General features: G+C 55.3%; 15 protein-coding genes. All 15 read left to right on the top strand.

The window, feature by feature from the left end; translation table 11 throughout:
• Nucleotides 1–1,179 (top strand): acetyl-CoA C-acyltransferase, encoded by a 1,179-nt coding sequence (locus tag ABS761_RS06045; RefSeq protein WP_350407223.1) that lies wholly within the window; start codon nucleotides 1–3, stop codon nucleotides 1,177–1,179.
• 91 nt (nucleotides 1,180–1,270) lie between these two features.
• Nucleotides 1,271–2,473 carry an acyl-CoA dehydrogenase family protein gene (locus tag ABS761_RS06040; protein ID WP_502881390.1) on the top strand — a complete coding sequence of 401 codons (1,203 nt, stop codon included), beginning with the start codon at nucleotides 1,271–1,273 and terminating at the stop codon, nucleotides 2,471–2,473.
• A 9-nt stretch (nucleotides 2,474–2,482) separates the two neighbouring features.
• Entirely contained in the window at nucleotides 2,483–3,640 is a 1,158-nt protein-coding gene (locus ABS761_RS06035) for an acyl-CoA dehydrogenase family protein (RefSeq protein ID WP_350407222.1), read from the top strand.
• 577 nt (nucleotides 3,641–4,217) lie between these two features.
• Nucleotides 4,218–5,840 carry an acyl-CoA carboxylase subunit beta gene (locus tag ABS761_RS06030; protein ID WP_350407221.1) on the top strand — a complete coding sequence of 541 codons (1,623 nt, stop codon included), beginning with the start codon at nucleotides 4,218–4,220 and terminating at the stop codon, nucleotides 5,838–5,840.
• Between the two features lie 64 nt (nucleotides 5,841–5,904).
• On the top strand, nucleotides 5,905–7,896 hold the full coding sequence (locus ABS761_RS06025; protein ID WP_350407220.1) for an acetyl/propionyl/methylcrotonyl-CoA carboxylase subunit alpha: 1,992 nt from the start codon (nucleotides 5,905–5,907) through the stop codon (nucleotides 7,894–7,896).
• 17 nt (nucleotides 7,897–7,913) lie between these two features.
• Nucleotides 7,914–8,693: an enoyl-CoA hydratase/isomerase family protein gene (locus tag ABS761_RS06020; RefSeq protein ID WP_350407219.1), complete on the top strand. Its 780-nt coding sequence runs from the start codon at nucleotides 7,914–7,916 to the stop codon at nucleotides 8,691–8,693.
• Between the two features lie 10 nt (nucleotides 8,694–8,703).
• Nucleotides 8,704–10,518, top strand: a complete 1,815-nt coding sequence (locus ABS761_RS06015) for an acyclic terpene utilization AtuA family protein (protein ID WP_350407218.1) — start codon at nucleotides 8,704–8,706, stop codon at nucleotides 10,516–10,518.
• A 198-nt stretch (nucleotides 10,519–10,716) separates the two neighbouring features.
• Nucleotides 10,717–11,871 (top strand): acyl-CoA dehydrogenase family protein, encoded by a 1,155-nt coding sequence (locus ABS761_RS06010; RefSeq protein ID WP_350407272.1) that lies wholly within the window; start codon nucleotides 10,717–10,719, stop codon nucleotides 11,869–11,871.
• 132 nt (nucleotides 11,872–12,003) lie between these two features.
• Nucleotides 12,004–13,152: an acyl-CoA dehydrogenase family protein gene (locus tag ABS761_RS06005; protein ID WP_350407217.1), complete on the top strand. Its 1,149-nt coding sequence runs from the start codon at nucleotides 12,004–12,006 to the stop codon at nucleotides 13,150–13,152.
• 127 nt (nucleotides 13,153–13,279) lie between these two features.
• Nucleotides 13,280–13,696 carry a Zn-ribbon domain-containing OB-fold protein gene (locus tag ABS761_RS06000; protein WP_350407216.1) on the top strand — a complete coding sequence of 139 codons (417 nt, stop codon included), beginning with the start codon at nucleotides 13,280–13,282 and terminating at the stop codon, nucleotides 13,694–13,696.
• Nucleotides 13,689–14,846, top strand: coding sequence for a thiolase family protein (locus tag ABS761_RS05995; protein ID WP_350407215.1), 1,158 nt, complete (start codon nucleotides 13,689–13,691; stop codon nucleotides 14,844–14,846). Before ABS761_RS06000 ends, ABS761_RS05995 begins: the two co-directional genes overlap by 8 nt.
• Before the next feature lie 148 nt (nucleotides 14,847–14,994).
• Nucleotides 14,995–16,716: a DUF1302 domain-containing protein gene (locus ABS761_RS05990; protein ID WP_350407214.1), complete on the top strand. Its 1,722-nt coding sequence runs from the start codon at nucleotides 14,995–14,997 to the stop codon at nucleotides 16,714–16,716.
• 17 nt (nucleotides 16,717–16,733) lie between these two features.
• Complete coding sequence (locus tag ABS761_RS05985; protein ID WP_350407213.1) at nucleotides 16,734–18,110, top strand: DUF1329 domain-containing protein; 1,377 nt, start codon at nucleotides 16,734–16,736, stop codon at nucleotides 18,108–18,110.
• Nucleotides 18,111–18,217: 107 nt separating this feature from the next.
• Nucleotides 18,218–19,036 carry an acetoacetate decarboxylase family protein gene (locus tag ABS761_RS05980; RefSeq protein WP_350407211.1) on the top strand — a complete coding sequence of 273 codons (819 nt, stop codon included), beginning with the start codon at nucleotides 18,218–18,220 and terminating at the stop codon, nucleotides 19,034–19,036.
• A gap of 85 nt (nucleotides 19,037–19,121) precedes the next feature.
• The gene (locus tag ABS761_RS05975; protein WP_350407210.1) at nucleotides 19,122–19,880 is read left to right on the top strand and encodes an SDR family NAD(P)-dependent oxidoreductase; all 759 of its coding nucleotides are present in this window, start codon (nucleotides 19,122–19,124) and stop codon (nucleotides 19,878–19,880) included.
• Nucleotides 19,881–19,916: the final 36 nt, after the last annotated feature.

Genomic DNA, 19,916 nt, shown 5'->3' with positions numbered 1-19,916 from the left:
GTGCGTGAAGCAGCAATCGTATCCGTTGCCCGCACCGGGCTTGGAAAATCATGGCGTGGCTCGTTCAATATGACGCATGGTGCCACCATGGGGGGGCATGTGGTGGATTCTGCCGTGCAGCGAGCCAATATCGATCCCGGGGAAGTTGAAGATGTGATCATGGGGTGTGCAAGTCCGGAGGGAGCAACCGGCAACAACATCGCGCGCCAGATCGCCTTGCGTGCAGGCCTGCCTGTGGCCACAGCGGGAATGACGGTGAACCGCTTCTGCTCCTCTGGTCTGCAGGCGATCGCCATCGCGGCCCAGCGTGTCATTGTCGACGAGGTACCGGTGATAGTTGCGGGAGGGGTGGAATCGATTTCTTGCGTGCAGAACGAGACGAATCGGCACATGTTGTTCGACCCTTGGTTGGCCGAGCACAAGCCAGAAATCTATTGGAGCATGGTGCAGACGGCTGAGATCGTTGCCAAGCGCTATGGCATCTCGCGCGAGCAACAGGACGAATACGGCACCCGCAGTCAGTTGAGGGCAGCGGCTGCGCAAGTGGCTGGCAAGTTTGATGATGAGATAGTGCCGATGGGCGTAACAATGGCTGTTGCCGACAAGATATCCGGGCGAATTTATACCCAGGAGGTTATTGTCGCCAAGGACGAATGCATACGCCCCGACACCACCTACGAGAGCGTGTCGATGATCCGTTCCGTCGTGCCTGGCGGGGTCATTGCCGCGGGAAATGCCAGCCAGTTTTCGGACGGTGCCGCGGCCTGCGTAGTCATGGATGCCAGACTCGTTGAGCGGCGGAATCTGCAGCCTCTTGGCATCTTTCGGGGATTTGCGGTGGCAGGTTGCGCACCTGACGAGATGGGTATTGGCCCGGTGCTTGCCGTTCCGCGTTTGCTTGAACGTGCCGGGTTGAGCGTGGCTGATATTGGGTTGTGGGAGATCAACGAAGCGTTTGCGGTGCAAGTCATTTACTGCCGCGACATCTTGGGTATTCCGGATGAGCGTCTGAACGTCAATGGGGGGGCCATCGCCGTCGGCCACCCATACGGTGTGTCCGGCACCCGGCTGGTCGGGCATGCGCTCCTCGAAGGCAAGCGTCGCGGTGTGAGGTACGTGGTCGTGACGATGTGCATCGGTGGTGGCCAGGGGGCCGCAGGACTATTCGAAGTCGCATGAAGGAGATGCCAGAGCGTTGTATCTGGTGTCGGATCACGGATAACGATTAGCCCTATGGCAAGTGGTTGCGCAAGTATGGAGATGCAGCACGGTGACAATCGACGTGGCGTTTGATCAAGAAAATTTTCGGCGTGATGTGCGTGAATTTCTCAGGCGGAATCTGCCCGAGGATCTCCGCGCCAAAGTGATTCATGGCCGCTGTTTGGCCAAGGGCGACTTCGTGCGTTGGCAACGAATACTTCATCAGGCTGGCTGGGGAGCCGTCTGGTGGCCTATCGAATATGGTGGAGCCGGCTGGGATCCGTTGCGATGCCACCTCTTTGAGGAGGAATGCGCCCTCGCGGGCGCACCGGTTCAGATTGCATTCGGGTTGAGAATGCTCGCGCCGGTTCTGATTGCGTTTGGCAGTGAAGTCCAGAAGTCCCGGTTTCTACCAGGGATAATCTCCGGCGAGGACTGGTGGTGCCAGGGCTATTCCGAGCCTGGTTCCGGATCAGATCTTGCGTCATTGAAGACGAGAGCAGTGCGATCGGGCCAGGAGTACATCGTCGATGGGCAGAAGACCTGGACCACGTATGCACAGCACGCTGACTGGATGTTCTGTCTTGCCCGCACCCGCAGCGAAGGCAAGCCGCAGGAAGGAATCTCGTTCCTGCTCATTGATATGAAAGCACCTGGCATCATGGTTCGGCCGATCATCACGATGGATGGGGAACATGAGATCAACGAAGTCTGGCTGGAGAATGTCCGTGTTCCTGCGGAAAACCTGGTGGGCGAAGAAAACAAGGGGTGGTCTTATGCCAAGTTCCTGTTGGGCCATGAGCGCACGGCAATAGCCGATATTGGCTCTCTCAAGCGTGAGTTACGGCGGCTGAAGAATTTGGTGATAAATGAGCGGGCGCTCACTGGAGCCGTCATCGATGATGTCCGCTTTCGAGACAGGGTTGCGTGGCTGGAACTGAACGCGATTGCACTGGAGGCTACTTGCCTGCGCTTGCTATCGGTCGCGCGGGAGCGACAGCCCGGGCCCGAGGCATCTTTGCTCAAGATCAGAAGTACCGAATTGCAGCAGGCCATCGCTGAAGCCCAACTGCTCGCACTCGGTGTCCATGGTTTGCCTGATCTACGCCCTGTCGAAGCGTCGGACGCCAACGAGGAGACAGCGGATCAGAATACTCTCCCAGAGTCCGTGCGCTGGCTTGCTGCCCGCTACTTTAATTTGCGCAAGACCACAATTTACGGTGGGACAACCGAGATTCAGAAGAATCTCATCGCGCAGGTCATGGGCCTATGAGGGGGTGTCGTGAATTTCAATCTTACTGAGGAACAGACAGCCCTGCACGACATGCTCCGTCGCTTCGTTGCCAGGCACAATGGCATTCGCCACCACAGGGATCCGAGTGCAAATCGCTATGGTTTCCATCGCGAAGCCTGGCGGCAAATAGCGGAACTGGGGATCGCTGGGCTGCCATTCCCCGAGGAGTACGGGGGAACTGGCGGAGGCGCCGTCGACATGATAGTGGTGATGGAAAATATCGGACGCGGGCTGCTGTCGGAGCCCATGCTCTCGACTGTGGTGCTGTCTGGGGGAATGCTTCTGGATGCGGGCTCATCGGTACAAAAGGCAAGTCTGTTGCCGGCCATTGCGGCGGGCTCTTTGTTGTTGGCGGCGGCCCTTTATGAACCTGTAGGACGCTGCGATCCGAACCAGGTGGCGACCGCTGCAATCAGGACGTCCGCAGGCTGGCGATTGTCCGGTGATAAGACGGTAGTGCTGGGAGCGTCAATGGCGGACAAGCTGATCGTGTCTGCGCGCACATCAGGCGCACCCGGTGACAGCAACGGGATTTCGCTCTTTATCGTAGATCGCGCCACGAAGGGTGTTGTGCTGCACGACTATCAGACCCATGACGGAGGGCGTGCCGCGGATGTCCGTTTCATCAATGTCGCCGCGCCGCCCAATGCCCTGCTCGGACCGCTCGGGGGGGCAATGCCATATATTCAACGTGCCTTGGCTTTTGCCAATATCTCGATGTGTGCCGAGGCTGTCGGCATCATGTCGGCCCTGATAGAAATCACCGTTGAATTCCTGAAGACGCGACAGCAGTTCGGTAAGCCGCTAGCGAGTTTTCAGGCGTTGAGGCACCGCGTGGCGGATATGTACATCGCGGCCGAGGAGGCTCGCTCGATATGCCATTGGGCTGCACTGAAAATGGATTCGTCCGCTCTGGATGGACAGCATGCCGCGTCGGGCGCAAAGGCACTGGTCATGCGTTCGGCGCGTCTAGTGGGCCAAGAGGCCGTACAACTGCATGGCGGGATAGGTGTGACCGACGAGTTGATAGTCGGCCATTACTTCAAGCGCCTCACGGTGATCGGCGCCAGTCATGGTGATGCTGATCATCATTTGGGGCGGTTTGGTGACACGATGCTGGCCGCCGCTCGCATTGCGCAGCCATAGCAGGTTTTCACAAGTATTTTCCGGGCTCCCATACTAGTCTGAGCTGGTACCCCGTCTTTCAGGGCGGTTTCGTTTACAAGTTGTGCATGATCGATCTGACAGGGGCGTTGAGATGACGAAGAAGTGGATCAAAGCGGCACTGTTCGTTGCAGCAGTGGGGCTGTTGGCGCAAGCGGTCGGTGTATTCGAGGAGACTCGCACTGGGGCCAAGACGCCGAATGAGTCGAGTCGGCAGCTGTGTATTCCGCATTATGGGCTATGTGTGTCACCTAGCCTGTTGCTAGGCTCACCCGTACGACTGCCCTGGACGGGTTAGAGCCATCATATTGTTGGACAGTCTGTCTGACCGTCTGCATATCGATATTCTGGCGGAATAGGTTGGATAGCCTTAATGTCGACATTCGATCTTGGCAGCATCTTTGCGCAAGATGCTGCATGTTCATTCCCCTATAGTGGATTCGATGGCGGCGCCTCATGGAGCATCTCTTTCAGGGTGCGTTGGCGTGCTGGCCACTTTGTGCCTCGGCCAATCTGAAATCAATTTTCAGAGGAAGCCTGGGTTCGGAATGGATCAAATATGCCTTTTATCCAAACGAGTATCTCTCCCGACAGCGAACAATTCAAGGCGAATCAGGCCGCCAACCTGATCTTGGTTGAGCGTGTCCGTGCCCTTGAGGTTCGTGTCCGCGATGCGTCCGCGCAATCAAGGCCGAGGTTCGAGAAGCGAGCGCAGTTGCTACCGCGCGAAAGGCTGTCGCTGTTGCTTGATCATGGTACGCCGTTCCTGGAACTGTCATCGTTAGCGGGCTATTGCCTGGACACGCCTGATCCCGATAAGAGCATCCCGGGCGGTGGTCTGATTGCGGGTATCGGGTTTGTCTCGGGTGTGCGCTGCATGGTGCTTGTCTCTGATTCGGGTATCGATGCTGGAGCATTGCAGCCGAAGGGGTTGGACAAGCAATTGCGGGCCCAGCAACTGGCGCTGGAAAATAAACTGCCCTATGTACAGCTGGTGGAAAGCGCGGGTGCGAATTTGATGTCTTATCGGGTGGACGAATTCGTACGTGGTGGCAGCCTGTTCTACAACCTGGCTCGGTTATCCGCCGCCGGGCTGCCGGTAATTACGATCACGCATGGATCCTCGACCGCCGGCGGCGCCTATCAGACAGGGCTTTCCGACTACATCGTCATGGTGCGTGGCCGGTCGCGCGCCTTTCTTGCCGGGCCCCCGTTGTTGAAGGCGGCCACCGGCGAGGAGGCGACCGAGGAGGAGTTGGGCGGGGCCGAGATGCACACGGGCGTTTCTGGGCTGGGTGATTATCTTGCGGAGGATGATCGGGATGCCATTCGTATTGCTCGCGACATACTGTCCAAGATCGATTGGGACCAGCCCTTGCTCAAGAGCCCCGGACGCAAGGCGTCGGCGCCTTGTTACCCGGTCGGGGAACTGCTCGGGATTATGCCGGTGGATTACAAGTGCCCCGTGGATATGAAGGAGGTGATCGCACGTATCGTCGATGATTCGGATTTCCTCGAATTTGGTACGCGCTACGGTTCATCGACAGTGTGTGGCCATGCAAGAATCGAAGGGCATTCCGTGGGGATCATCACGAACAATGGACCTATAGATCCGGCCGGTGCGGCAAAGGCCACGCACTTCATACAAGCCTGCTGCCAGGCTGACGTGCCTCTTGTGTACCTGAACAACATCACTGGTTTCATGGTGGGGCGCGTCTATGAGGAAGGCGGCATGATCAAACACGGTGCCAAGATGATCCAGGCGATCAGCAATGCAACGGTGCCGCAGATCACGATCTATTGCGGCGCATCGTTCGGTGCTGGCAACTACGGCATGTGCGGTCGTGGACTGCATCCCCGCTTTTGTTTCTCGTGGCCGAATGCGAGGACGGCGGTGATGGGGGGGGAGCAGGCGGCGCAGACGATGAAGATAGTCAGTGAGACCGCCAGCCGGCGTAAGGGCGTAGCCGTGGATCAGGTGCAATTGGAAAACATGCAGAGACGGATCGTCGACACCTTCGATCGGCAGATGGACGTATTTACGACAAGCGCTCACCTGCTAGACGATGGCGTGATTGATCCGCGTGACACGCGTGCAGTCCTTTCTTTCGTGCTTTCAGTGTGCCACGAAGCTCGATCGCGCCACACGCAGGCGATGCAGTTCTCGGTGGCACGCCCCTGAACGTCAGATAGCCGTTCTGGGGGCGAGGCTTATCCATGAACCGCGTGTGCAATCAGGATATCTCATGAGCAAAGTGACGAATTTCAGCAAGATCTTGGTCGCCAACCGTGGTGAAGTCGCGCTACGCGTCATGCGCACCGCAAAGGCGATGGGATACCGCACGGTTGCGGTTTATTCCGATGCTGACAGAATGGCGTTGCACGCCACAAAGGCTGATCAGGCCATTGTGATCGGTGCACCGCTTCCAGCGGAATCCTACCTACGAATCGAATCCATTATTGAAGCAGCCCGTTGCAGCGGCGCCGACGCGGTGCATCCCGGCTACGGATTTCTTGCCGAGAATGCCGAGTTCTCCGAGGCATGCAGGGATGCCGGCCTGGTATTCATAGGCCCTTCGCCGGAGGCGATTCGCGCCATGGGCAACAAGGCGGCTGCAAAACGCCTGATGCAGGCGGCTGGCGTCCCGTGCATTCCTGGTTATGACGGCGAGGATCAGAGGGATGCCACCTTGATGGCGGCAGCAGCGCAAGTCGGCTTTCCTTTAATGATCAAGGCCACCGCCGGAGGTGGCGGCCGGGGCATGCGTCTGGTCAGTCATTCCGAGCTATTCATGGATGCACTGCGTGGTGCTCGCTCGGAGGCCCAAAGTGCATTTGGCAATTCCGAGGTCATCCTCGAGCGCGCCATCATGAGTTCGCGTCACATTGAAGTGCAGATCCTTGCCGATCGATACGGGAATGTCATCCATCTGGGCGAACGCGACTGTTCCGTCCAACGCCGTCATCAGAAGGTGATAGAGGAATCACCGTCGCCTGCTGTCGATGCCGGCCTGCGTGAGCGTATGGGCGCCGCGGCTGTCGCTGCTGCCTCAGCCATTCAATACGAGGGGGTGGGCACTATCGAGTTCCTGCTCGATGATGACGGCGCCTACTACTTCATGGAGATGAACACGCGCCTGCAGGTGGAGCATCCGGTAACTGAGATGATCACCGGCCTTGATCTGGTCGCACTGCAACTTGAGGTGGCAAGGGGTGAGAAGCTGCCCTTGCGTCAGAAAGATATTTGTTTCCATGGGCACGCCATCGAGGTGAGGTTGTGTGCCGAGGATGCGGTACTGGGGTTCGTGCCGCAGAGCGGCGTCATGACGATGTGGCGCGTTCCTGCGGGTATCCGAGTGGAGCACGCCCTCACATCCGGAGCAGAGATTTCACCCTACTATGACTCCATGCTCGCCAAGTTGATTGCTTATGGGGCGACACGCGAGGAGGCGCGCCGCAAGCTGCTGGTTGCGATCGATGATCTCGTGGCGCTCGGTGTGAAGACCAACCAGGGGTTTTTGGCGTCATGTCTCTCGCACCCTCAGTTTGTCGCCGGAATGGCCTCGACGGCCTTTGTCGCGACTCACGCCAAGTCCCTGCTCGAACGGGATGCACAGCGAGACACTCGTGCCAGGGCGCTGATCGCGGCGCTGCTCTATGCAACTGGCGGTTCCACTAGCGGTGGCGTTCGGGCCCACACGCTCCGCCCCAGATTGCCGATCACTCTTCATTTTGAATATGACCAGCATTCATATGTGGCGACGCTACTCGAAGTCGGCCTGAGCCGCTTCCAGATAGAGATCAGCGATGACTGTTTCGATGTCGAATTCCTGGAGCTTGAGTGCCACGGCGTTCGCTTCGAGCTCGATGGCCGAGTGGAACATGCGGTTTTCATGCGTGACGACGACAGGCTATTGATGCAATACCGTGGGATCCCCTTCGATGTCATCGATCGGACCTATGCGCCGGCGGAATCTCCAGACAAAACAATCGATGGCAAGATCAAGGCACTGATGGGCGGAAAGGTGGTGGCGGTGCATGTGGCGGTCGGCGATCTGGTCGACTCAGGTGACCCGATCATCACTGTCGAAGCGATGAAGATGCAGCACATTCATGTTGCTCCTGTTGCGGGCGAAGTGAGTTCACTAAATGTGCACCCGAACGATCAGGTGTCGACTAGCCGGGTGCTAGCCGAAATCGTCGCGGCTGATAAGACCGTGGCAATGCAGACGACGTGAGAGAGGTCAAGACAAGTATGCAGGCTGATCAGAACGTTTTACTCGAGAGGCGCGGTGCTGTCTTGTGGATCATCCTCAATCGTCCCGAAAAGCGCAATGCAATCAATCAATCCGTGCTTGACGGGGTATGCGAGGGGTACCGGCTGGCTCATGCAGATGCAGGCGTGCGCGCGATCGTTCTGACGGGAGCAGGTGAACGGTCCTTTTGCGCAGGGGCCGACCTGCAGCCCGGTGGGGCCTTTGTTTTTGACTATGCCCGACCTAATCTGGACTATGCAGACATGTTGCGCGCTGGTCTAGATGCCACTTTACCGGTGATTGCTTCAATCAACGGTGTTTGTATGGCTGGCGGGATGGGTTTGTTGTGCATGGCTGATATGGCTGTCGCATGCGATGACGCACTATTTGGTTTGCCGGAGGTGAAAGTCGGGGTATTCCCGATGCAGGTGCTCAGCCTCCTGCAACAGCTCGTGCCATCACGGCTTGTGCGCGAGTGGAGCCTCAGTGGCGAGCCCTTTGATGCTCGGGCGGCATTGGCTTGCGGTCTCATCAATTACGCCGTACCGAAGGAGGAACTTGCCGAGAAGACCCAATGGCTGGTCGAGCGGATCGTCGACAAATCGCCGACAGCCATCCGGCGCGGCAAGTACGCCTTGCGTGCGATGGGTTCCATGTCGATCGACGAGGCACTCTGTTACGCCGAAGGTCAGATCGGATTGCTGGCGATGACTGAGGATGCAAAGGAAGGCATTACTGCTTTCAACGAGAAACGCAGGCCCGTATGGCCCGGCCGTTAAAGGGAAGGCAATGCAGGATACAGAACGTAAAGTGGTTCGCATAGGTGGTGCCTCTGGCTTTTGGGGCGACAGCGCGGTCGCCGCCCCGCAACTGGTGCGTGACGGCCGAATCGATTACCTCGTGTTCGATTATCTGGCGGAGCTGACGATGGCGATTTTGGTATCGGCGCGTCGCAAGGACTCCTCGCTTGGCTATGCCACGGATTTTATCGATCACACGATGCGCAGTGTTCTGGTGGAGGTCGTGAAACAAGGTATCAAGGTTGTAAGCAACGCTGGGGGCATCAATCCAGAGGGTTGCGCCGATGCGCTGGCCCGGCTGGCGGAAGAGCTGGGGGTTTCGGTCAAGATTGCCGTAGTTCTCGGCGACGATGTCAGCGCCCACATCCCGGATTTGAGAAGAGCGCGACAGAACGACATGTTTACCGGTGCAGAACTGCCGCAAGATATTCTGAGTGCGAACGCCTATCTTGGCGCTTTGCCGATTGCGGAGGCCCTGAGGCAGGGCGCCGACATCGTCATTACCGGACGCTGCGTCGACAGCGCTGTGACGCTCGGGCCATTAATCCACGAATTCGGCTGGTCGGACCAAGAATACGACAAGCTGGCAGGCGGCAGTCTTGCTGGGCATATCATCGAATGTGGGTGTCAGGCGACCGGCGGCCTGCACACCGATTGGGAGGACATTCCAGATTGGCCGATCATCGGCTATCCGATTGTAGAGTGTCACGAGGACGGTTTGTTCGTGGTGACCAAGCCGATGGGTACAGGGGGCCGCATCCTATCCGCGGCTGTCGCTGAGCAGGTGGTTTACGAGATAGGCGATCCGTCGGCCTATATTTTGCCGGATGTGGTCTGTGATTTCAGAAATGTACGTGTCGAGCAGGATGGTCAAGACAGAGTGATCGTCAGTGGTGCGCGTGGTTTGCCGCCACCGTCTTCCTACAAAGTATCCGCAACCTACAGTGACGGCTATCGCTGTGCTGGCAGTCTGGTGATCCTTGGGATTGACGCAGTTCGCAAGGCGCGCCGCACTGGTGAGTCTATTTTGAAGCGAACCCGAGAAATCTTCAGGCAGAGGGGGTTAGCCGACTACAGCGCCTCCCGTGTCGAGATCATAGGGGCGGAGGACACCTATGGCCCCCATGCGAGAACGCGGGCTGCACGTGAGGTCTTGATGCGGGTGGCGGTTCATCATGCATCGAAGGAAGCGCTCGGCATCTTCTCCCGCGAAATCGCACCTGCCGGAACCTCCTGGTCTCCGGGTACCACGGGCCCCTCGCTGGCACGTCCGGCAGTCTCTCCGCTGGTCAAGCAGTTTGCATTCACTTTGAGCAAAGGCCTCGTGCCCATACAAATTCGGATGGGAGGGCAAGATCGGAGCGTGATGATTCCACCCGGGGACGACGAGGTTCGCGCCTCGCCGCAGGATCCCATCCTCGAGACGCCGCCTGCTGAAGGCTGGACGGTCGCTGTGCCTCTGGTCAGGCTTGCTTACGCGCGCAGCGGGGACAAAGGGAATATCTCGAATATCGGTGTGATTGCCCGCAAGCCGGAATATCTGCCACTGATACTTGGGCAGGTGACCCCCGAGGCTGTGAAATTGTATTTTTCCCATCTGGTAAATGGGGAGGTCCGGCGCTTTCTGCTGCCCGGCATTTATGCGTGCAATTTTCTGCTCTTTGATGCCTTGGATGGCGGCGGCACTGCGTCCTTGCGTATGGATCCGCTTGGAAAGGGCATGGGACAGATGCTGTTGGACATGACAGTGATGGTTCCGGAGGAATTGGCACGAAGTCTGGTTCCGGACAGTCGGCAGGCTTGACCATTACGACGTATCGGATAGCCGTAGCGGTGATCGCAGCAGCTTTGCGCAAGATAGAAGAACACGTCACATCTAAGCTACGGCGGTACAGATCGGGATTCAAAAAACGGCGCGACTAAATTATGTGGCGCCCAGGCATCTCGATGGCGAACGATATTTTCCTTATTTTTGAATCCCATCCAGGGAGCCCCCCTCATGATTCAGCTCACGCCTGAGCACGTGGCGATTCAGCGCATGATCAAGCGCCTGATCGATGAAGAAATCAACCCCTACGTTGAGCAATGGGAGGCAGACGAGATCTTCCCAGCGCATACACTCTTCCGAAAAATGGGAGATCTCGGGCTTCTTGGTTTGAACAAACCTGTGGAGTTTGGTGGCATGGGGTTGGATTATTCATATTCGGCAGTCATGGCTGAGGCGATGGCTGATATCCATTGTGGCGGAATACCGATGGCTGTCGGCGTGCAGACGGATATGGCCACTCCAGCGTTGGCAAAGTACGGTACGGACGATCTCCGCCATGAGTTTCTTGCACCGTCTATTGCGGGGGAGCTCGTGGCTTGTATCGGAATATCAGAAGTCGGCAGTGGCTCGGACGTGGCGTCTATCAAAACCATCGCGCGCAAGGATGGCGATGATTACGTCATCAACGGTGGCAAGATCTGGATTACCAATGGCACACAGGCTGATTTTTGCGTAGTGCTGGCCAATACGTCCGACGATAAAGCGCATCGAAACAAGTCCCTGATCGTCGTGCCGATGAAAACTAAGGGCGTAGATGTTGCGAAAAAGATCCGAAAAATCGGAATGAACAGCTCAGACACCGCACAGATATTTTTCGACGATGTGCGTGTTCCGCAACGTTATCGGATAGGCGAAGAGGGTAAGGGTTTCATACATCAGATGGAGCAATTTCAGGTTGAACGGATTTTTGGCGCATTGACCGCTGGAAAACAGATTGCCAACGTAATTGATGAAACTATCGAGTACACGCGAGAACGTAAGGCGTTTGGTCGTCCTATTCTCGATAATCAGTGGGTGCAATTCAAGTTTGCCGAGTATAAGACCGAGGTTGAGGCATTGCGTTCCTTGTCTCATAGAGCGGTTGAGGTTCTGGTTGCGGGAGACAACGCGACAGAACTGGCGACGATGGCCAAGCTGAAGGCCGGACGCCTGATTCGTGAGGTTACTGATGGATGCCTCCAATTCTGGGGAGGGATGGGATACACCATTGAAAATAAGGTATCCCGCGCATTCAGGGATGGCAGGCTGGTATCGATCGGTGGTGGTGCCGACGAAATCATGATGCAGATTTTATCGAAATTCATGGGCACCTATCCACATGAGGTGTGAGCATCGTATGGTCCGTTGTATAGCCAGTTCACACAAGAGAGTCCGCTGGCAGTCCGATAAGATCCCACGTGAACGGCGGGTACAAGTGGTGCGGCGCATGTACGGTGCGTATTGCATTTTTCAGGAATGACGATGAGCACAGACATCAAATATGACTCCATCAGAGAGGAGCTCGTGATATTTCGCGATCATGTTCGTCGCTTTATTGCGAAAGAACTAGCTCCGCATGAAGACCGCTGGGCAGAGCAGCAATACCCCGACCGGGAGGCTTGGGAGAAGCTTGGCGAGATGGGAATGTTGCTGAGTGACGTCCCGGATCTGTACGGAGGTGGCGGAGCTACTTTCGCACATGAATGTGTCGTTCTTGAAGAACTGGCTCGTGTTCCGGTTAATAGCCTCGCTGTGAGCGTCCATGACATTGTTGCTCATTATATTTTGTCGTACGGTTCAGAAGAACAGAAATTGCATTGGTTGCCAGCCATGGCTTGTGGAAAAAAAATTGCTGCCATCGGCATGTCCGAGCCAGGCGCAGGCTCGGACTTGCAGTCAATCAAGACGAATGCAGTACGCGATGGGGGCGAATACATCATCAACGGCTCCAAGACTTTTATCTCTAACGGCTATATGGCGGATCTGATCTGTCTGGCGGCCAAGACGGATCAGGCAGCTGGTGCACGCGGCATATCGCTGATTATCGTCGAGACTGAGGGTCTAAAGGGTTTTCGCTGCGGACGCATCTTGAACAAATTGGGTCGCAAGGGACAGGATACTAGTGAACTGTTCTTTGACGATGTTCGGGTCCCAGTTGGAAATCTTCTGGGACCAGACGAGGGAGCCGGTTTTGCACAAATGATGGAGCAACTGCCCTGGGAGCGCACCATCATCGCCGCTGAGGCGGTGGCAGTGATGGAGCGTGCCGTGGAGATCACGACGCAATATACCAAGGATCGAAGGGCCTTTGGTGCTCCTCTCTTTGCCAAGCAGAATACTCGCTTCAAACTGGCTGAGTGCGCGACGTTTGCCAAGATCGCCAGGATATTCTTGACTGATTGCATATGCCGCGTGATGGCCGGTACTCTGGATAACTCAACCGCGTCGATGGCAAAGTGGTGGACGACTCAGATGGAGTTCGAAGTCACCGACGAGTGCCTGCAATTGCACGGCGGCTATGGCTACATGATGGAATATCCAATTGCCAAGTTATTCGCGGATGGGCGGTTGATGCGTATCGCCGGGGGCTCGAATGAAATCATGAAGGAAGTGATTGCACGTGCGCTTTAGGGATCATCCGAGTAAAGCCGTACCTTGTATTTGTTCGGATTGACGGACCCCGTTTCTCGCCCGACATGTTCAGGTAGTTTGCGCATGTAGGATCTTTGTGATGAAAGCCATATCGTAGGGAGTTCAGATGAGCAATGCCGTTCCGGTCCTGGAAGGGCTCTTTTCATGGCCTAACAAGAAGCCAGCATTACAAGTGACGCACTGTAGGCAGTGCCTGGTGGTTGCATTTCCAAGAGTAGAGTATTGCCCGTCCTGCGCTTCAAGTGACGTGGAATTTAGACAGCTCGAGAGTATCGGCAAGCTACGTAACTTTACTAGCGTGCTGATGCGTCCGCCTGAGTACAAAGGCGAAGTACCTTATGGTGTCGGCATAGTCGAATTCCCGGAAGGTATCTGTATTCTTGGTTTGTTGACAGTCTCCGATCTGGGCTCTCTGCGGCCAGGCATGAATATGGAGGTGGTTGTCGAGACGGTATATAAAGAAGATGGTAACGATATCGTTTCTTATAAGTTCCATCCTTCTCAGGAGGCTGGGCATGCGTAAGGTGGTCATTGCAGGTGTAGGTATTCATCCATTCGGGCGTTTTCCTCAGAAGGATTATCGCCAACTGGGCCGTGAGGCGGTGGTGATGGCTCTGAAGGACGCCAATGTAGAGTGGAAAGATATCCAGGGTGCTTTTGTCGGGAACGTGATGGCCGAGATGGCTGCTGGCCACAATATTCTCCAACCACTTGGGGTGACGGGGATTCCCATCATCAATATCGAAAATGCCTGTGCCAGCAGCGGCAGCAGCCTGCGCCTCGCGTATGAGGCCATCCGCCATGGAATTCATGATATTGCACTAGTTGTTGGTGTTGAAAAGGCGCCTCGTGGTTTTGTGGCGAACTCCGGCTATGATCGGTGGCAAATGTGGACCGGCCTTGGTGTAAACCCTATTTACTTTGCGATGCAGGCGCAGGAACACATGATCCGCTGGGGAACGACGGTCGAGCAATTAGCCAAGGTGTCAGTTAAGAACCATCGCAATGCAGTCCATAATCCGTATGCCATGTACCGCAAGGAAGTCAGCTTGGAGGAGGTCATCAATTCCAAGCGAGTGTGCGATCCCCTCACGTTGCTCATGCTCTGCGCTCCGAACGAAGGTGCAGCCGCGGCAGTGCTGTGTGCTGAGGATGTCGTCCGTAAGTTTACAAGCCGGTATGTCGAAGTGGCTGCAGCAGAGCTGTGCACTCGACTTGCAGGCGATATGTTCGTGCCTGCGGTATCAGTACCCGTTGGTCTGCGGCACGCGTCGCTGACTCAGCGTGCCGCAGCGCAGGCCTATGAGGCCGCTGGTATCGGTCCCGAGGACCTGGACCTCGTCGAATTGCAGGACACCGACGTTGGCTCTGAGATCGTCTATATGGAAGGGCTTGGGCTTTGCGCAATGGGTGAGGCTGGAAAGCTGATCGATGACGGAGCCACTGAATCGGATGGACGCATTCCAGTGAACGTGAGTGGTGGCCTCTTATCGAAGGGTGAGCCCCTCGGAGCCTCCAGCCTCGGACAGATTGTCGAAGTGACCTGGCAGCTTCGGGGCGACGCAGGCCCACGCCAACTCAGGCGTGCCCGTGTTGGGCTGTCTCATTCGGAAGGCGCAGGCGGGAATTGCTCCGTCATTATCCTTAAGAAGAGAGTGGGTTGGAAGGTGTGAAACTGTGATCAGCGATAACCTATTACGATTTTATGGTAGCTGGTTTGCACAAGCCTGGTTCGCCACTATTTGAAATAATCGATTGAGGCTGTTTTTGGCTAGGTAGCCTGGCAGTCAATAAACTATAAGGCAATAGGAGACAAAATCCATGATAAGGGAGCTTTCCAGCGGCCCCCGGCCGCGCAGATATACGGATGGTTTGTTGTATGTTTCTGTTCTGACTATCCTTGGTTTCTCAGCGGGTGCGAATGCGTTCGAGATTGACACGGGAAATAGTGATGTGCAATTGCGCTGGGACAATACCGTGCGTTACACCATCGGCGTCCGAGCCAATGACTGTGACACGGATATCTGTGGGGATGGGCAAGGGGGCGGGGACGTATCGGCCCATCAGTCGGACAGCAGATTCGGCAAGGCAGGCGACATAATTACCAATCGTCTGGACCTCCTCAGCGAGCTGGATCTGATCTACAAGGGCAGGACGGGCTTTCGCCTCAGTGGCGCTGGCTGGTATGACGATGCCTACAGTGGCACCAAGCCCAAGGGTGATCCTGCGCTCATGGCTGCCGGGGTGAATGCATTCCCTGGCGGCGAGTACACAAATTACATAAGACGCTGGAACCGTGGGCCTTCGGCGGAGCTTCTTGATGCCTTTGTGTTCACTGGGTTTGATGTTGGCAGCACATCCGTTAACATGAAACTGGGCCAACATAATATCTATTGGGGTGAGTCGCTCTTTTCATTCGTGAATGGGGTTTCCTATAGCCAAGGCCCCGTGGATATACGGAAGGCGATGGCCAATCCGGGAAGCGAAGCAAAAGAGCTATTCAAACCCCTGAATCAATTCTCCTTCTCTGCCTCCCCCAATGACAGATTGACCATTTCTGGGCAATACATGTTCGATTGGAAGCCATCTGTGCTTCCCGATGGTGGCACCTATTTCGGCCCGGCAGACTTCTTTACCGCTGGAGGGGGGACGGTTGTGCCGTTCCTTGGCGTTCCGGCCTATTTCGACGGCACCAAGGCTCCAGATAAAAAACGTGGTGACTTCGGATTAGCCGTTCACTGGCGTCCCGAGTGGCTTGGCGGTACGCTTGGCGCGTACTACCGTGAGTACACCGACAAATTTCCGCAGATGGTCATAGGAGGCATGGACGCCTCTGGGGCCCTGCATGTGGATCTCGATTACCAGACCCCTCGTCAAAAGATGTATGCCCTCAGCCTTTCAAAACTGATTGGCGATATTTCCTTTGGCGCTGATCTGACCTACCGCAAGAATGCTCAGTTGGCTGCAACGCCGTTCTCGAATGTCATCGCAGCCAATGCATCGGGCATCGATTGGCGCCCGACAGGGGATGTGTGGACAGCCCTTGTAAACGCAACAGCCTATTTCGGCAAAAACGCAATATTCGATTCCGCCATTCTGATGGGCGAGGTGAACTATTCGATGCTCGATAAGATCAATCATGATCCGCTGAACGTGTATTACGGGAAAACCGCGAATTGTGGGTCTGATGGAGTTGCGACCAATCATGGTTGTCCGACAAGGGACGCCTGGGGGCTAGCCGTCCTTTTTGAGCCAAAATGGTTTCAGGTTGTCGATGGCACTGATCTGAGCATGCCGATGTTCCTCGGCCTTGGCCTTAAGGGGAACTCGCCTGTACCCTTTGGCGATAATGAGGGTCAAGGTAACTGGAGCATTGGTCTGACAGCCGATATTCAGAGCAAATATCTTGTATCACTTAAATACAATGGCTTTTTAGCCAAGCACAGCAATGATGCAGCGGGGATCGCATCCAACAGTAATTCGAGTCTTGGAAAGTACTGGGATAGGGATTGGCTGTCGCTCACGTTCAAGACTACATTCTAAGTATTGAGGGAATTCTCATGACTCGAAAAGTTTTCGCCTTTGCTGCAATGATCGCCTTGGCTGTGAGCAATGTATCGCTGGCTGCGGTGAGTGTGGAGGAGGCTGGGAAGCTCGGCACGACGCTTACACCCTGGGGAGCAATACAGGCAGGTAATAAGGAAGGGACGATCCCCGCTTATACAGGACCAATAGCACCGCCAGCCGACTATGACCCAGGAAAACCCGGTTTACGTCCCGATCCATTTGCAGCAGAAAAGCCACTTTTTTCCATTACCGCTGCAAATGTTGAGCAGTATGCAGACAAGCTGGCAGAAGGTGCAAAGGAAATGCTAAGAAAATATCCAACCTATCGATTGGATATTTACCCAAGCCATAGAACTGCAAATTATCCGGGGCACTATCTGGAAAACAGCATTAAAAATGCCACACAATGTGAGACCGAAGGTGATGGTCTTCAGCTTGTCGGGTGTGTTGGTGGACTGCCATTCCCGATTCCAAAAACTGGTAGTGAGATCATGTGGAATCGAGCATTCCAATATGATGCGTATGCGCTTAAGTTTACAGGTGGTCAGAATAATGTGATGGGTAATACCGGTAAACTTATGTTGGCAGGTGGATTTAATCAGTGGTTGCATTATCCTATTCTTGATCCAAAGAACGCTGACAAGGTTTTTGGACGAGATGCGTATTACATGAAAAATCGCGCAGATTGGAAGAAACCGGCACGCAAGGCTGGCGAGATCATGCTTGTCCTCGAATCTGTGGATATGGTCAATATTGGTAGGCGAGCTTGGCAGTATCTGCCCGGTCAGCGTAGAGTGAAATTATCGCCAGATCTCTCTTACGACACTCCTAGTCCTGTTGGTGGCGGTGCGCTGACCATGGATGATAATTCAGTTTTTCTCGGAGCCTTGGATCGCTACGACTGGAAACTCTTAGGTAAGAAGGAGATGTTCATACCCTATAACAGCTATAAGATCTCAGACCCCAAGCAGTGCTCTAGTTCGGTGTCTTACATGCAGTACCACCTGAATCCTGATTGCGTCCGGTGGGAATTGCATCGTGTATGGGTTGTAGAGGCGAATCTCAAGCCAGGCAAGCGCCACGTCTATCCGAGACGGGTGTTTTATTGGGATGAGGATCTTCCAGCTGTAGGAATGGGTGATAACTACGATGCCGCTGGTAAGGTCTACAGGTTTAGTCATGGTCTGCCTATTACGCTGTACGAGACAAAAGGGCATGTGACAACGCAATGGGTCACATATGATCTCGCCACAGGGGTTTATGCGCGTCAACAGGACCTGACTGATGAGGGTAGTGCAGTCGTGCTGGAGGAGCCGCCATCAAATACGTTTTACTCTCCGGAGGCTATTGCATCCGCCGGAGTGCGTTGATCCACATAACTATGGACTGTTAAGGCGTTTGATGCTGCCTTTAGGCACGGATGAAACCATTAAATTTGTTCCTTAACTTTATTGATCGAGAGACAAGGATGACGGACATGCCAAAAATGACTGTGCCGGCGGGGATGATGTGGATCTATGGAAAGAAGCCAAGTGTCCCGGCACCAGCCTATGAGGGGACGTTTTCGGAACAGATGAGGCTTTGGGCACTGTCCTATAAGACCACCGAGGAGGGTATTCGAGCGATGCTGCCGGATCCGCTCGAAGCCATCCCGGGTGTGGATGAAGTCATGATTTTTGCGGGCTGGGCGCCTCACGTTCGGTTTATCAATGGCGAACAACACACTTACTGTGAGGTCGGTTGGTGGATCCCTTGTCAGTACAAAGGTGAGCGAGGCTTGCATATGGCGATAACCTATATGGACAGCTCGTCTCATGACCAAGCCGATGGTGGGTATATGGGAGCTACGACCGGCAGGGAAATCTTTGGCTATGTAAAGACCGTGGCCACGGTCAATCTCGATTGCTTGGGTTCCAAGATGTCGGGGACGGTCGATCGAAGGGGGGTGCGACTGGTTTCAATGCACCTGGATTTTGTCGAAGAGGCCGAGCCTTCCGTGGATATGTTTAAGGCGGCAGGATTCAATCAGTTCCTGTTCGTCAAGGAAATTCCAAACTGCGACTTCACAGGTTATGACGTCCGCAAGGTCACAGCGTTCTCGCTGGATCGTATGTGGGACAACGTTGCAAGCGTTCGCTATGGCACAGGCAGGGTCGAATATGGGCATTTGGACAGTGATCCCGTCGACGTGCTGAAGGTCGTGACGCCAGGCCGTGCGATTGAGGTGGTCTCTGATATCCGTTCTGTCAGTGACTGGCTGGGCGCAGGCCGTGAGATCGAAGACCTATTGAAGTAGGAAAGCCCAGGTCATTGCTAGTAATCGATCTCGTGATCGCCATCTGGCGCATCGAGATATTCTTAAGCCCACGGGAGTCAGAAACATGGGAAGAATGAATGGCAAAGTTGCCATTGTCACAGGCGCCGGGCAGGGTGTTGGCAGAGGCATAGCGCATGCGTTTGCTAAACAAGGTGCATCGCTGGTGCTTGTGGACATTGTGCCCGAGAGGGTCCATGCGGTCCAGAAGGAATTGCAGGATCTTTCTTTATCAGCGATCGCCCTGACTTGTGATGTTGCTGACCAGGCTGCGGTCGGCGAGACGGTCAAGACTGCAATCGAGAGATTTGGACGCCTGGATGTTGTGGTTAATAATGCCGCCGCGGGCTATGAGAAATTTCTTATCAGCGATATGACGAACGAGTATCTCAAGGAGACCATTGATACTAATCTTTTCGGTACCTTCTGGTTCATGAGCGCATCATTTCCCCATTTGAAGGCAAGTCGCGGCAGTGTGATCAATCTTGCGTCTGAAGCAGGTACGGAGGGATGGGCGGAGCTTGGTGCCTATGCAGCGACCAAAGAGGCAGTTCGTGCTATCAGCCGGACAGCGGCAAAGGAGTGGGGGCCATTCGGCATCAATGTCAATGTGATTTGTCCATTGGCCAATTCCCCTGGAATGCAGTGGTTCCAGGAAACCCATCCGGAACACTTCGAGGCCGTATTGCGGCAGGTTCCTCTCGGTTATCTGGGTGATTGCGAAAAAGACATTGGGCCGGTGGCGGTTTTTCTTGCTACCGATGACTCAAAATATATTACAGGGCATACCTTTATGGTCGATGGCGGTCGCGCCGTGTTGCGCTAGGGGTTTTTCTGGATCAGCGGTAGAGAGGGACGAGAC

It is taken from the genome of Castellaniella sp. GW247-6E4 (assembly GCF_040276065.1).
Lineage (GTDB): Bacteria > Pseudomonadota > Gammaproteobacteria > Burkholderiales > Burkholderiaceae_B > Castellaniella.
Note: the sequence above shows the minus strand (reverse complement) of the source record. Positions and strands in the feature narration are given on the sequence as shown.

Coding starts and splice junctions, on each gene's coding strand:
- ABS761_RS06030 (WP_350407221.1), top strand. CDS start 4,218: ATGCCTTTTATCCAAACGAGTATCTCTCCCGACAGCGAACAATTCAAG.
- ABS761_RS06025 (WP_350407220.1), top strand. CDS start 5,905: ATGAGCAAAGTGACGAATTTCAGCAAGATCTTGGTCGCCAACCGTGGT.
- ABS761_RS06020 (WP_350407219.1), top strand. CDS start 7,914: ATGCAGGCTGATCAGAACGTTTTACTCGAGAGGCGCGGTGCTGTCTTG.
- ABS761_RS06015 (WP_350407218.1), top strand. CDS start 8,704: ATGCAGGATACAGAACGTAAAGTGGTTCGCATAGGTGGTGCCTCTGGC.
- ABS761_RS06005 (WP_350407217.1), top strand. CDS start 12,004: ATGAGCACAGACATCAAATATGACTCCATCAGAGAGGAGCTCGTGATA.
- ABS761_RS06000 (WP_350407216.1), top strand. CDS start 13,280: ATGAGCAATGCCGTTCCGGTCCTGGAAGGGCTCTTTTCATGGCCTAAC.
- ABS761_RS05995 (WP_350407215.1), top strand. CDS start 13,689: ATGCGTAAGGTGGTCATTGCAGGTGTAGGTATTCATCCATTCGGGCGT.
- ABS761_RS05990 (WP_350407214.1), top strand. CDS start 14,995: ATGATAAGGGAGCTTTCCAGCGGCCCCCGGCCGCGCAGATATACGGAT.
- ABS761_RS05985 (WP_350407213.1), top strand. CDS start 16,734: ATGACTCGAAAAGTTTTCGCCTTTGCTGCAATGATCGCCTTGGCTGTG.
- ABS761_RS05980 (WP_350407211.1), top strand. CDS start 18,218: ATGCCAAAAATGACTGTGCCGGCGGGGATGATGTGGATCTATGGAAAG.
- ABS761_RS05975 (WP_350407210.1), top strand. CDS start 19,122: ATGGGAAGAATGAATGGCAAAGTTGCCATTGTCACAGGCGCCGGGCAG.